General features: G+C 67.3%; 11 protein-coding genes. 8 read left to right on the top strand and 3 right to left on the bottom strand.

The window, feature by feature from the left end:
* Positions 1 to 56: 56 nt before the first annotated feature.
* From ULB03_RS24590 to ULB03_RS24575, 4 genes are all read left to right on the top strand, one after another.
* Positions 57 to 689, top strand: a complete 633-nt coding sequence (locus ULB03_RS24590) for a DsbA family protein (RefSeq protein ID WP_322485713.1) — start codon at positions 57 to 59, stop codon at positions 687 to 689.
* An 84-nt stretch (positions 690 to 773) separates the two neighbouring features.
* Positions 774 to 1601 (top strand): MBL fold metallo-hydrolase, encoded by an 828-nt coding sequence (locus tag ULB03_RS24585; protein ID WP_322485712.1) that lies wholly within the window; start codon positions 774 to 776, stop codon positions 1599 to 1601.
* A gap of 1 nt (position 1602) precedes the next feature.
* Positions 1603 to 1992: a nuclear transport factor 2 family protein gene (locus ULB03_RS24580; protein ID WP_322485711.1), complete on the top strand. Its 390-nt coding sequence runs from the start codon at positions 1603 to 1605 to the stop codon at positions 1990 to 1992.
* A 136-nt stretch (positions 1993 to 2128) separates the two neighbouring features.
* Positions 2129 to 3682, top strand: a complete 1554-nt coding sequence (locus ULB03_RS24575; RefSeq protein WP_322485710.1) for a carboxylesterase/lipase family protein — start codon at positions 2129 to 2131, stop codon at positions 3680 to 3682.
* Positions 3683 to 3760: 78 nt separating this feature from the next.
* On the opposite strand, the gene ULB03_RS24570 is transcribed toward ULB03_RS24575, so the two are convergent.
* Together ULB03_RS24570 and ULB03_RS24565 are read right to left on the bottom strand one after the other, a co-directional pair.
* Positions 3761 to 4408 carry a TetR/AcrR family transcriptional regulator gene (locus ULB03_RS24570; protein WP_322485709.1) on the bottom strand — a complete coding sequence of 216 codons (648 nt, stop codon included), beginning with the start codon at positions 4406 to 4408 and terminating at the stop codon, positions 3761 to 3763.
* A 91-nt stretch (positions 4409 to 4499) separates the two neighbouring features.
* Complete coding sequence (locus ULB03_RS24565; protein ID WP_322485708.1) at positions 4500 to 5600, bottom strand: LLM class flavin-dependent oxidoreductase; 1101 nt, start codon at positions 5598 to 5600, stop codon at positions 4500 to 4502.
* Between the two features lie 354 nt (positions 5601 to 5954).
* Between ULB03_RS24565 and ULB03_RS24560 the strand changes: the two genes are divergently transcribed.
* The 3 genes from ULB03_RS24560 to ULB03_RS24550 all read left to right on the top strand — a co-directional run bounded on the left by ULB03_RS24560 (position 5955) and on the right by ULB03_RS24550 (position 10550).
* Positions 5955 to 8297 carry a TonB-dependent receptor gene (locus ULB03_RS24560; protein ID WP_322485707.1) on the top strand — a complete coding sequence of 781 codons (2343 nt, stop codon included), beginning with the start codon at positions 5955 to 5957 and terminating at the stop codon, positions 8295 to 8297.
* A 9-nt stretch (positions 8298 to 8306) separates the two neighbouring features.
* Positions 8307 to 9587 carry an MFS transporter gene (locus ULB03_RS24555; RefSeq protein WP_322485706.1) on the top strand — a complete coding sequence of 427 codons (1281 nt, stop codon included), beginning with the start codon at positions 8307 to 8309 and terminating at the stop codon, positions 9585 to 9587.
* 186 nt (positions 9588 to 9773) lie between these two features.
* Positions 9774 to 10550, top strand: coding sequence for a cyclase family protein (locus tag ULB03_RS24550; RefSeq protein WP_322485705.1), 777 nt, complete (start codon positions 9774 to 9776; stop codon positions 10548 to 10550).
* Between the two features lie 6 nt (positions 10551 to 10556).
* On the opposite strand, the gene ULB03_RS24545 is transcribed toward ULB03_RS24550, so the two are convergent.
* Positions 10557 to 11384: an AraC family transcriptional regulator gene (locus ULB03_RS24545; RefSeq protein ID WP_322485704.1), complete on the bottom strand. Its 828-nt coding sequence runs from the start codon at positions 11382 to 11384 to the stop codon at positions 10557 to 10559.
* A gap of 137 nt (positions 11385 to 11521) precedes the next feature.
* On the opposite strand from ULB03_RS24545, the gene ULB03_RS24540 reads away from it, so the two are divergent.
* Positions 11522 to 12787, top strand: coding sequence for an MFS transporter (locus tag ULB03_RS24540; RefSeq protein ID WP_416211186.1), 1266 nt, complete (start codon positions 11522 to 11524; stop codon positions 12785 to 12787).
* Positions 12788 to 12810: the final 23 nt, after the last annotated feature.

Below are 12810 nucleotides of genomic sequence, written 5' to 3'. Positions count from 1 at the left end.
ACTCAGCACAATCATGATCGCGTATCTTTATCTCCAGGCAACACGGGGAAATGGATATGCGGATTACCTACCTGTTCGACCCGCTCTGCGGCTGGTGCTACGGCGCGGGTCCCACGCTTGAGAAACTGTCGCACGTCGACGGCGTAACGCTCGATCTGGCACCGACCGGCCTGTTCGCGGGTGAGGCTTCGCGGCCGATGGACAAGCACTTCGCCGCCTACGCCTGGGAGAACGACCAGCGCATCGCCCGCCTGACCGGCCAGCCCTTTTCCGATGCCTATCGGGAGCGCGTGCTCGGTGCGGCAGGAGGCCTGTTCGACTCCGCCCCGGCCACCCTCGGCTTGGTCGCCGTCGGCCTCAGCGAGCCGGCCCGCGAACTCGACGTGTTGAAGATCCTGCAGGGCGCCCGCTATCAGGACGGCCGCAACAACTCCGATCTCGGCGTCGTCGCCGAGACCCTCGCCGGCGCCGGCTTCACCCAAGCGGCGCAACGGGTGCAGGAGCCGGATGAGGAACTGCTCTCGGCCTATCGGGGCCGGGTTTCGGCGGCACGTGCCGAGATGGCGCGCGTCGGCGCCGGGGGCGTTCCCGCCCTGGTCGTCGACGGCAAGGCCGGCCGGCGCTTGGTGCGCACCAACGCCCTGTTCGGCGCCTTCGACCTGTTGGTCCAGCAGTTGCGCGCCGCCTGACATTTCCACGATCCGCTCGTGACGAGACCAAGCGCGCCCTGCGTTTGGCCGAGCGACGGCACAGTCGACACCGAGGAGACCGACATGACCATCAAGGCAACCTCCAAGCTGAGCTGGAAGCACTTTCCCGCCGGCCAGAATGGCTTTTTCCGTGCCCCGGTGCTGCTCACCGGCCCGACCGAAGCGCTGCTGATCGACGGCGGCTTCACCTATCCGGATGGCCGCGCGCTGGCAGAAGCGATCACGGCGACCGGCAAGACGCTCACGACCATCTATGTCAGCCAGTCCGACCCGGATTACTATTTCAGCCTGAAGCCGGTGCGTGCGGCTTTCCCGGACGCCAAGGTGATCGCCGCCTCGGACACGATCGCCGCCATCAAGGGCAACGTCGAGAAGAAGCTCGCCGTCTGGGGACCGCAGTTGAAGGAGAACGGCCCGCAGACGCTGGCCGACGTCGTGCTGCCCGAGGCCTTCGACGGCCCGGCGTTGACGGTCGACGGTGAGACGGTCGAAATCGTTGCCGCCGAGGGACTTGCCAACCGGCGCTATCTGCGCGTTCCCGCCCTCGACGCGGTTTTCGGCGGTGTGCTGATCTTCTCCGGCGTCCATGTCTGGACGGCCGACACGCAGACCAAGGAGGCCCGCGCCGCCTGGGTCGCCAACCTCGACAGGATCGCCGCACTGACGCCGTCGGTCGTCGTGCCCGGCCACCTCGATCCGCAGGTGGCGACCGACCTCTCCGCCGTCGCTCACACCAAGGCCTATCTCCTCGCTTTCGAAGAGGAACTGGGCAAGGCCGCTGACGCCGCCGCCTTGAAGGCTGCGATGGAAGCGCGCTTCCCCGGCCTCGGCATGGGCGTCGCCCTCGACATCGGCTCCAAGGTCGCCACCGGCGAGATGAAGTGGGGCTGACATGTCCAGCAATCTCGACCTGATCCGGGCGACCTACGAAGGCTCATCCGAAGAGAACGGCCGCAATCTCTTGGCCGTGCTGCACCCGGACGTGGAGTGGACCGAGGCGGAAGGCTTTCCCTACGCCGGCACCTATGTGGGCGTCGATGCGCTGATGGCGGGCGTGTTCGCCCGCCTCGGCGGCGAATGGATCGACTATCGCGCTGACGTTCACACCTATCTCGCCGATGGCGACCGTGTGGCCGCCTTTGGCGTCTACTCCGGCACCTACAAGGCAACCGGCAAGTCAATGCGCGCCGCCTTCGCGCATCTCTACGAGGTCCAGGACGGCAAGATCCGGCGCATGACCCAGTATGTCGACACCGTCATGGTGGCGAAGGCACTTTCCTGACGACAGCGGAAGCGGTGGAGGGGATCATGTTGACGTTGAAGACGATCTCCGCTGCCTGGTGGTTGGTTGCGTGCGGCGGCCCCCGCCGCCGGATCGAGGGGCTAGGCGCTGCCATGACACAGACCGGGAGATCGACATGTCCTTCCTCTTATCGCGCCGTGCCGCATTCGGCGCCGGCATGGCTTCGGTGCTCGCCTTGACGCTTCGCCCCAATCCCTCGATTGCCGCCGATGGACAGCCGGTGGTCTCCCTCCGCTCCGGCCGCGTGCGCGGCACCCGCGCGGCCGGCGTGGCATCGTTCAGACGAATTCCCTATGCCGCCAACCCGTTCACGGCGGCGACGCGCTTTCAGGCGCCACAGCCGGCTGGGCCCTGGGAAGGTATCCGCGACGCCACGGCCTTCGGACCGCCGCCACCACAGCCGAGCCGCGATCCCAAACCGGTGCTGTTCGGTGGTCCTGACGATCTGACCCTGAACATCTGGACACCGGATCCGGCTGCCGGGGGGCTGCCGGTCATGGTGTGGATCCCCGGTGGCGCCTTTGTCCGCGCCGATGCAGGCGAGCCGGTCTATGACGGCACCCGCTTTGCGGCGGCCGGCATCGTCGTGGTGACGGTCAACTATCGCGTCGGTGTCGACGGCTTCATGGCGATCGACGGCGCTCCGGCGAACCGTGGTCTCCTCGACCAGATCGCGGCGCTCAACTGGGTCCGCGATAACATCGCGGCGTTCGGCGGCGATGCGGCCAATGTCACGTTGTTCGGCCAGTCGGCCGGGGCGGAAAGCGTTGCCATCCTGCTCGCGTCGCCGAAGACCGAGGGTCTCTTCAAACGCGCTATCCTGCAGAGCCCGCCGATGCAGGCGATGACCAGCGCTGACGCCTCACGTCTGGCGGGCGTCTTCGCGCAGGGGCTCGGTGTCGCGCCGACGGTGGCCGGGCTCGGTGGCGTGCCGTTCGATGCGCTCATCGCGGCCGGCCCCGGCCTGGCGGCGGAACTCAAGGACGGCGCCAAATGGGGCAAGCTGTCGCTGGGCGGCACGGCCTTCCTGCCGGTGGTCGACGGCGATGTGCTTGACGCCTCGCCGATCGACATGCTGGCGCGCGGGCCGAAGCCGGGCGTCCCGGCCATCGTCGGTAGCACCGATCAGGAAGCGCGCCTCTACATGGTGCCCGGCGGCGCTATCGATCACATTTCCCAGCAGGCGATCGACCAGTTCGTCAGCGACCTGCATCTTCCCGCCAACACGTCCGACATCTACCGGGCCGATCCGGCCAACGCCACCACCGGCGACCTCTTCACCGCGCTGCAGTCCGACTACACCTTCCGCATGCCGGCGCTCAGGATCGCCGAGTTGCGGAGCGGCAATCGGCAAACGTGGCACTACAATTTCTCCTGGCGGTCGCCGGGTTACGGTGGCCGGCTCGGTGCGGCGCATTTCGTCGACGTACCGTTCAGCTTCGACGCGTTGTCGTCGAACCAGGCGAAGACCTTCGCCGGTCCCAACCCGCCGGCCTCGCTGGCCGAGGCGATGCATGGTGCCTGGGTCGCCTTCGCCAAGACCGGCAATCCCGGCTGGCCGGCCTATGACCTTGCCGCCCGGACGACGAAGCGCTTCGATGCCACGTCCAGCCTCGTCAATGATCCGGAGAAGGCGACGCGCGATCTGTGGAGGGATGTCGCGTTCTGACCAAGGATCGTGTCCCTCCGCGCGCCGCACCACCATCGGGGCGCCCCGAGTGGCGGGAGTGGTTGTTCGCGCAGCGGCTCAGGGTTGCTGTGCCGCCCCGCCCGTGATGCCGCGGCCATAGCGCGCCAGCAGGGTCAGCACCGCCTCGTCGATCACCCGCCCCACCTCCGTATCGTCCACCCCCTGGTCGGTGGCCAGGAAGGTGGGCCAGAAGATCAGATCGTTGATCATGCCCAGGAACTGGCGCGCGGCCAGGGGAACATCATGGATGGCCAGGGTGCCGGTCGCGATTTCCGAGCGCAGATAGGCATACAGGCGGTTCAGATAGGGCGCCTTGCCCCGCTGGAACAGGGCTTGCCCCAATTCAGGGAAGCGCGGCGCCTCCGCGATGATGACGCGGAACAGGGGGCCGGTATGGGGCTGGCGCAGCTTGCCGGCGTAATCATGGCCGATGGCGGTCAGGCCCCTGGCCGGGTTGCCCGCCGGCGGCAAGGGGCGTTGCAGTTCCGGGTCCGCCTCCCACAACTGCTCCATGATGCCTTCGAACAGGGCGGCCTTGGTGGGGAAGTGCTTGAACAGGGTGCCGGTGGAGATGCCGGCCTCCTTGGCCACGTGGGCCAGGGTGGTCCGGTCATACCCCTGGGACAGGAAGGCCTTTCCGGCGGCGGCCAAGGCCGCCGCCCGCTTCTCCGATTTCACCCGCTGCCTGTACTCTTCCACAGCCATGGCTGCCCATTCCCCACTCCCGCCGCAGGCCGTTTGTATACCGGCAGGCGCCGCGGGGGTAAGGGAACAGATGTTCCCCATCCCCTTAGGATCAGAGCGGCCCGTGGTTCAGGTGAGGCAGGACGTAACGGGCGAACAGGTCGCATTCCCGCGCATGCGGGTAGCCCGATAGGACGAAGGCCTCGATCCCGGCCGCCTGGTAGGCCCGCAGCTTGGCCAGCACCTGGTCCGGATCACCGACGATGGCGGCGCCGCAACCGGACCGGGCGCGGCCGATGCCGGTCCACAGGTTCTCCTCGACATAACCGTCATTGTCCGCCGCCTCGCGCAGGCCGGCCTGGCGGCTGACCCCCAGGGAGGCGCTGTCCAGAGATTGCTTGCGGATGCGCTCCCCCTCCGCCGCGTCCAGGCGCGACAGCAGGCGGTCGGCGGCGGCGCGCGCCTCCGCCTCGGTTTCACGCACCACGACATGGACGCGATAGCCAAAGCGCAGCGCGCGGCCATGGCGGGCGGCGCGGGCGGACAGGTCATCGACGATGGCCTTCACCTCGGTCAGGCGGTCCGGCCACATCAGGTAGACGTCCGCCCCCTTGGCCGCGGCCTCCCGCGCGTCTTCCGACAGGCCGCCGAAATAGAACAGCGGCGCCCGGCCGCTGATGGGCCGCACGCGCGGCGGCTCGACCGCGACATTGTAGAACTCACCCTTGAAGTTCACCGCCTCGCCGTTCAGCAGGCTGCGCAACAGCGCCATCAGTTCGGTCGTGCGGGTGTAGCGGGCGGCGCTGGACAGGGTTTCGCCCGGCATGTCGCTGGAGATGATGTTGATGCTCAGCCGGCCCTGCAGCATCTGGTCCAGCGTGGCCAACTGGCGCGCCAACTGCGGCGGCCACATCTCGCCGCAGCGGATGGCCACCAGCAGCTTCAGCCGGCGCAGCAGCGGCGCCATGGCGGCGGCGAAGGCGGTGGTGTCAATGCCGAGGTTGTAGCCAGACGGCAAAAGGATGTTATCGTATCCGCCCTTCTCCGCCGTCAGCACGATATTCCGACAGTGCTCGAAACTGGACAATAGGGCCGGATCGCGTACCCCCAGGAATTCGTAGTCGTCGTCGCAGAGGGCGGAAAACCAGCTCACCTCACAACGGGGGGCGGCCGATAACGACGTCTGGGAGGACGGGTATGTGGTGTTCGACATGGGGGCTCAGGCCTTTCCATTTGGCGACCATGTCCGGGAGCGGAATTGTTAAGTCCCTGAACATGAAGCGAAATCGTTGGTGCTGACCGGGGCGTTCGGGCCCCTGTCCAGGCGCGCCCACTGTCCACCCCACCGGCATGTGTTTCAACTGATTTTTTGTGGGGAATGTTCGCCACGCATACGCCAATTGTCCAAATTGGCGATGAAGTTCGTTGACCGCGTTAATTTGCGTGACGAATATGTCCGTGAAAAATCTTAAATAAACACATCTTTAATGTGGATTAAGCCCAGAAGGGGATTCAAGGGATGCAGACCGTCGCCCAGGCCGTTGTCGGATCGATAGGTAAAGGTTGTTTGTCACTTCGTCTGCTGGGCGGGGTCGCCCTGGCGCTGTCGCTGGCCGGTGCCGGCGCCCACGCCGCCGAGGTGCCACCGTCCAATGCCGCCGATGATGATAGCCTGACCGAGATCATCGTGACGGCGCAGAAGCGCGGGGAAAACCTGACCTCCGTCCCCGTCGCCCTGTCGGTGGTGACCGGCGACGCGCTGGCCCGTGCCGGCGTCAGCACGTCCGAATCCCTGCCCAACCTCGTGCCCGGCGTGACCTTCCGCAAGGGCACCACCAACAAGAATTCCGCGCTCAACATCCGCGGCATCGGCACCCTGTCGTTCAGCTCGGGTGCCGAGCCCAGTGTGTCCACCGTGGTGGACGGCGTGGTTTACGCCCGCTCCGGCATGGCGGTGACCGACCTGCTGGACATCGACCGGGTCGAGGTGCTGCGCGGTCCCCAGGGCACGCTGTTCGGCAAGAACGCCTCGGCCGGCGTCGTCAACATCGTGACGGCGGAGCCCCAGCACAGCTTCGGCGGCTATGCCGAGGCCTCGGGCGCCGACAATGGCGAGGTGCGGCTGCGCAGCTCCATCTCGGCCCCCATCAGCAGCGACCTGGTGGCGCAGTTGGCCGCCTTCTACGGCCACGCCGACGGCAACGCCCGCAACGTCCATAATGGCCATGACATCAACGGCTATGACCACAAGGGGGCCCGCGCCAAGCTGCAGTGGACGCCCACTGACGCGGTCAAGGTCACCTTCATCGGCGACTATGCCGAGGCCGACGACAACTGCTGCGCCGAATCCATCCAGATCATTTCCAACAGCGCCGCCAACGTGCGCGGCCTGATCCCGGCCCTGGCCCCCGTCTATCCGTCGGCGACCAACAAGGACATCAACAACGACGTCGATCCCCGCACCAAGGATCGCAACTTCGGCACCTCCGTCCAGGTGGACTGGTCCTTGCCGGCGGGCACCTTCACCTCCATTTCCGCCTGGCGCGGCTGGCACAATGTGGAGACGCGCGACGGTGACTTCACGGCTAGCTATCCGGCCTATGTCGGGTCTTCCGTCCCGGGCGGCAGCACCAGCCTGACCGACCACGGCTATGTCGACCTGAACCAGTATTCGCAGGAACTGCGCTACGCCTCCGACCTGGGCGGCCGCTTCGATTATGTCGGCGGGTTCTTCTTCTTCCACACCGACACCAAGGAACGCTTCACCCGGTCGGACGTCACCTGCACCGCCTCCACCCTGGCGGCGCTGGCCAACGGCAACATCCCCTGCGCGTCCGGCAGTTCCACCTACGCCCGCGCCTCCGGCACGGCGGTGGACAGCGTGACCACCAACAACGAGGCGCTGTTCGGCCAGGGCACCTATCATATCACCGATGATTTCCGCCTGACCTTCGGTGGCCGGCTGACGCATGACGAGCTGGACTACACGTTCCAGCGCGTGGCCACGGCCACCGGTTTCGCCGGCATCGGCGCCAGCTTCGCCAGCGCCAACAACTACAGCCGCAACGACGCGTCGGCCAAGGCGGGGGTGCAGTACGACCTGGGCCCCAACACCATGGCCTACTTCACCTATTCCCAGGGCTACAAGGGACCGGCCTACAACATCTTCTTCAACATGGCGGCCAACAACACCGGCCGCCTGTCGCCGGAAACCTCCAACGCCTATGAGGTGGGCCTGAAGACCGCCGCCCTGGACAACAAGGTGGTGGCCAGCCTGGCGCTGTTCCGTGACGACATCGACGGCTTCCAGACCAACAGCTTCACCAACATCAACGGCGCCGTCGTCAGCACCCTGGTCAACGCCGGCACGGTGCGCACCCAGGGCGTGGAGCTGGACTTCCTGACCCGGCCCCTGCCCGGCATGACCTTGAACGGTGGCGCGTCCTACACCGACGCCACCATCGTGCAGTTCGCCTGCCCCACCGGCGCGCCGGCCACCTGCTATTACCCCAATGGCAAGGTCCTGCCCTATGCGCCCAAGTGGAAGCTGACGGCGGACGCGGCCTATAAGCTGCCCCTGCCCGACAGCGTGCCGGTGGGTGTCACCATCGACACCAGTTATTCCTGGCGGTCGGACCAGCAGATGGACATCGGCGAATCCCCGGCCACCATCCAGAAGGCCTATGGGATTTGGAACCTGGGCGTGGACTTCGCCGCCCCCGAGGATCGCTTCGTCGTCCGCTTGTACGCCCAGAACCTGCTGAACCAGTTCTATACAGCGTCCAAGGTGCCGGACAGCGCCACCAGCGTGGTCAACGGCGTGGCCGTGCCCTCCACCACCTATGTCCGCCTGGGTGTGCCGCGCGATGCCCAGCGCATCCTGGGCCTGGGCATCCGGACGAAGTTCTAAGGCATGGGCATGACGACGCAGACCGACACCGGCCCGAACGCCAGCGCCACGACTCCTCCCGCCCTGGCGGCCCGCCGGTCTTTGGGCTGGGCGCCGTGGCTGGTGCTGGCCTGCGTCTTCACCGCCACGGCCCTGAACTACGCCGACCGGCAAAGCATGGCCCTGCTGAAGCCCATGATCGATGCCGATCTGGGCTGGACGCAAGAGGATTACGGCCTGGTCATGACCGCGTTCCAGGCGGCGGGCATGCTGGCCCTGGTGGGGGCGGGCTGGTTCATCGACAAGGTGGGCCTGCGCTGGGGCTATCCCTTGGCGGTGGCGGTGTGGAGCCTGGCCGCCATGGCCCACGCCGGCGCTCGCACCACGGGGCAGTTCCTGGCCTGCCGCCTGGCCCTGGGCGTGGCGGAGGCCGCCAACACGCCGGCGGCGGCCAAGGCGGTGGCGGGCTGGTTTCCCGCCGACCGCCGCTCCATCGCCATCGGCCTGATGAACGCCGCCCCCAACGTGGGGGCGGTGCTGACCCCGCTGATCCTGCCCTGGCTGGCGCTGGAATGGGGGTGGAACCTCACCTTCCTCATCACCGGCGCCGCCGGTTTCATTTGGCTGATCGCGTGGTTCCTGCTGCCGGCGCGGCCCCGGGTCCAGCTTGTGGCGGCCCCGGTGGAGGACCAGCCGGCTTGGCCGTGGCGCCGCCTGCTGAGCGATCGGCATTGCTGGGCCGTGGCGGGGGCCAAGTTCCTGACCGATCCCGTCTGGTGGTTCATGCTGCTGTGGATGCCGGACTTTTTCCACCAGCGCTTCGATCTCGACATGCGCCACATCGGGGCGCCGGTGGCCACCGTCTACGCCCTGGCCACGGTGGGCGCGTTGCTGGGCGGCATCGTGCCGGCGCGCCTGCTGGCGGCGGGGGTGTCCCCCAGCCGGGCGCGCTGGATCCCCATGGCGGCCTCGGCCCTGCTGGTGTTGCCCTTGCCCTTGGCCCTGCTGGCCGACAGCCCCTGGCCGGCGGTCCTGCTGGTCGGGCTGGTGCTGGCGGCGCACCAGGGCTTTTCCACCAACGTTTTCGCCCTGGCGGCCGACGCCTTCCCCGTCCGCATGGTGGGCACGGCCATCGGCGTGGGCGCCTTCTGCGGCAATCTGGGCGGGGTGCTGATCCTGCAGGCCACCACCTGGCTGTCGGCCCACGGCGGCTATCACCCCTTGTTCGTTTATTGCGCCGTGGCGTACGGCCTGGCCTTCCTGCTGGTGCGGACCCTGATCCCCCGTGTGCGGGTGGCGGAGGGCGCGTGATCTATCCGCCCTGTCGATGATATCGCATGGGTTTAATCGATTTTTCTTTCATCCCCGCGCCCCGGTCTAATGGCCCCCAAGACGGGAGGAAACAAGGCTACTGCGCATCCGGGGAAACCTGGGCGGTCCCGTCGTTCATATCGCCCGCAGCGGCATCCCACAGGGGCATAGACAGGAACCGGCAGCATGGCGCGCACCTTCATCGACATCTCCGTCACCCTCGACAATGACGTCGTGGCCGACCCGCCTTTCATGCGTCCGCATATCGAATACCAGACGCATAAGGACACGCTGGGCGAACTGACGATGTTCTTTCCTGAGTTGAACCCCCACGACATGCCGGATGCGGAGTTCGCGGCGGCCGAGACGGTGCGCCTCTCCACCCACAACGGCACCCACCTGGATGCACCCTGGCACTATGCCTCCACCATGAATAAGGGCGAACGGGCCATTACCATCGATGAGGTGCCGCTGGAGTGGTGCTTCAACCCCGGGGTCAAGCTGGACTTCCGCCACTTGGCCGACGGCCACGTCGTCAGCGCCGCCGAGGTTGAGGCCGAGTTGGCCCGCATCGGCCACACCCTGCGGCCCTTGGACATCGTGCTGGTGAACACCCGCGCCGGCTCGCGCTATGGCCATGGCGATTTCCTGGGCGCCGGCTGCGGCATGGGGCGGGAGGCGACGCTGTACCTGACGGAACGCGGCGTGCGCGTCACCGGCACCGACGCGTGGAGCTGGGACGCCCCCTTTTCCCACACCGCCAAGAAGTTCGCCGAAACCAAGGACGTCGGCCTGATCTGGGAAGGGCACAAGGCGGGCCGCGACATCGGCTATTGCCACCTGGAGAAGCTGTATAACCTGGAGGCGCTGCCCTCCACCGGCTTCACCGTCAGTTGCTTCCCGGCCAAGATCAAGGGGGCCTCGGCGGGCTGGACCCGGGCGGTCGCCATCATCGACGCCTGAGGTACTTCACGTCCAGGAAGGTGGTGGCACGGTGTCCGGCCGCAGGTAACGGCTGGGCGGCACGCCCAGCAGGCGCTTGAACATGCTGGTGAAGGCGGCGGGGCTGTCATAGCCCAGGTCCAGCGCCACCGTCGTCACCGCCTCGCCCGCCGCCAGCCGGGGCAGCGCCGCGAACAGGCAGGCCTGCTGGCGCCACGCGGCGAAGCTGAGCCCGGTTTCGCGGCGGAAATGCCGGGTGAAGGCCCGGCGGCTCATGCCCAATTCATGGGCCCACCCGTCTATGGTGGCGTGAGGGTCGGGATCGGTCACGAAGGCGCGGCAGCGGGCGGCCAGCCGCGCCTCGGTGGGCAGGGGCATGGACAGGGGCAGCACGGGCAGCGACGGCAGCTCGTGCAGCAACAGCGCCATGATCAGGCTGCCCCGGCTTCCCTCGGGAACTTCGGCGGGCAACTCCGCCGCCTCGACCAGCAACGCATGGACCAGGGGGGAGATGCCGACCACCTGGCACCGGTCTGCCCGGGGGTCCAGCGCGTCCTCCTCCCGCGCCGGGGGCAGTACGGCGGGGGCGATGTACAGGCTGCGCATGGCGCCCGGGCCGGCGACAATCTCAACCTCATGCACCACGCCGGCCGGTATCCACACCGCCCGTTCCGGCGGCACCATCCAGGTGCCCTGGGCGGTGGCCACGGTCATGACCCCGCGGATGCCGTACAGCAATTGACAGCGGCTGTGCCGATGCGGCGGCAGGATGAGGCCCTGGGGATAATCGTTGCCCACCGCGAAAACCGGATCGGGCAAGTTCTCAAGCGTCTGGGACCGGACGTTCCGCACCATGGGGATGGCCCACTCTCATAGGAAATTGGCCTGACCCCGTAAGCGGGTCGACCCTCGCCGGGGTAGCTTGTCCACCGCCCGCTGAAATGCAAGCCACTTGGCGGCGGGCGGTGTGAGATGGGGGGAACGTGGTGGTGATGAAGCAAGCGCAAGGCGTCATTGAAACCGCGCCGGCCACAGGGCCGGGCATGGATGTCGGCCCGGCGGCCGCCAAGGTCGGCGGCACGGTGTTCACGGTGCTGGGGGCCATCAGCTTCTGCCACCTGCTGAACGACATGATGCAGTCCATGCTGCCGGCGATCTATCCCATCCTGAAGGGCAGCTTCGACCTCAGCTTCAGCCAGGTGGGCCTGGTGACGTTGGTCTATCAGATCACCGCCTCCCTGCTGCAGCCCTTGATCGGCCTCTACACCGACGCCAAGCCCAAGCCCTATTCGCTGTCCATCGGCATGGGGTTCACCCTGGTGGGCCTGGTGCTGCTGGCCACGGCGCCCAGCTTCCCGCTGGTGCTGGCGGCGGCGGCCCTGGTGGGTACGGGTTCGTCCGTCTTCCATCCGGAATCCTCCCGCGTGGCGCGCATGGCGTCGGGCGGGCGGCATGGTCTGGCCCAGTCGCTGTTCCAGGTGGGCGGCAATGCCGGTTCCGCCCTGGGGCCGCTGCTGGCCGCCTTCATCATCGTGCCCCAGGGGCGGGGCAGCATCGCCTGGTTCTCGGCCGCCGCTTTCCTGGGGATGATCGTCCTGGCCAGGATCGGCCTGTGGTACAAGCACAACGCCAAGCCCAAGGCCGCCAAGGCGGTGAAGGAGGATTTGACCGGCCTGACGCCGCGTCAGGTGGCCTTGGCCTTCGCCATCCTGCTGGTGCTGATCTTCTCCAAGTATGTCTACCTGGCCAGCATCACCAGCTACTTCACCTTCTATCTCATCCAGACCTTCGGCCTGTCGGTGAAGGCGGCGCAGTTGCACCTGTTCATCTTCCTGGGCGCCGCCGCCGTGGGCACCATTGCCGGCGGACCCATCGGCGACCGCTTCGGGCGCAAGCATGTCATCTGGTGGTCCATCCTGGGCGTGCTGCCCTTCACCTTGGCCCTGCCCTACGCCAACCTGTTCTGGACCAGTGTGCTGAGTGGCGTCATCGGCGTGTGCCTGGCCTCCGCCTTCCCGGCCATCGTCGTCTATGCCCAGGAACTGATGCCGGGCAAGGTCGGCACGGTGGCCGGCCTGTTCTTCGGCTTGGCCTTCGGCGTGGCGGGCGTGGCGGCGGCGGCCCTGGGCTGGCTGGCGGACCTGACCAGCATCACCACCGTCTACAAAGTCTGCGCCTACCTGCCGGCCCTGGGCATCCTGACGGTGTTCCTGCCGGATATCGAAGGGGCGATGAGACGGGGACGCCGGGCGGGGTGAGACCGGACGGGGGCCGTTTCGCT

Origin of the sequence: Nitrospirillum goiasense (assembly GCF_034427435.1) — a bacterium.
Taxonomy (GTDB): Bacteria; Pseudomonadota; Alphaproteobacteria; order Azospirillales; family Azospirillaceae; genus Nitrospirillum.
This window is presented reverse-complemented; position numbering and strand designations above follow the sequence as displayed.

Bases quoted from the DNA above. Each gene is read 5' to 3' on its own strand.
- ULB03_RS24590 (WP_322485713.1), top strand. From the start codon at position 57: ATGCGGATTACCTACCTGTTCGACCCGCTCTGCGGCTGGTGCTACGGC.
- ULB03_RS24585 (WP_322485712.1), top strand. From the start codon at position 774: ATGACCATCAAGGCAACCTCCAAGCTGAGCTGGAAGCACTTTCCCGCC.
- ULB03_RS24580 (WP_322485711.1), top strand. From the start codon at position 1,603: ATGTCCAGCAATCTCGACCTGATCCGGGCGACCTACGAAGGCTCATCC.
- ULB03_RS24575 (WP_322485710.1), top strand. From the start codon at position 2,129: ATGTCCTTCCTCTTATCGCGCCGTGCCGCATTCGGCGCCGGCATGGCT.
- ULB03_RS24570 (WP_322485709.1), bottom strand. From the start codon at position 4,408: ATGGCTGTGGAAGAGTACAGGCAGCGGGTGAAATCGGAGAAGCGGGCG.
- ULB03_RS24565 (WP_322485708.1), bottom strand. From the start codon at position 5,600: ATGTCGAACACCACATACCCGTCCTCCCAGACGTCGTTATCGGCCGCC.
- ULB03_RS24555 (WP_322485706.1), top strand. From the start codon at position 8,307: ATGACGACGCAGACCGACACCGGCCCGAACGCCAGCGCCACGACTCCT.
- ULB03_RS24550 (WP_322485705.1), top strand. From the start codon at position 9,774: ATGGCGCGCACCTTCATCGACATCTCCGTCACCCTCGACAATGACGTC.
- ULB03_RS24545 (WP_322485704.1), bottom strand. From the start codon at position 11,384: ATGGTGCGGAACGTCCGGTCCCAGACGCTTGAGAACTTGCCCGATCCG.
- ULB03_RS24540 (WP_416211186.1), top strand. From the start codon at position 11,522: ATGAAGCAAGCGCAAGGCGTCATTGAAACCGCGCCGGCCACAGGGCCG.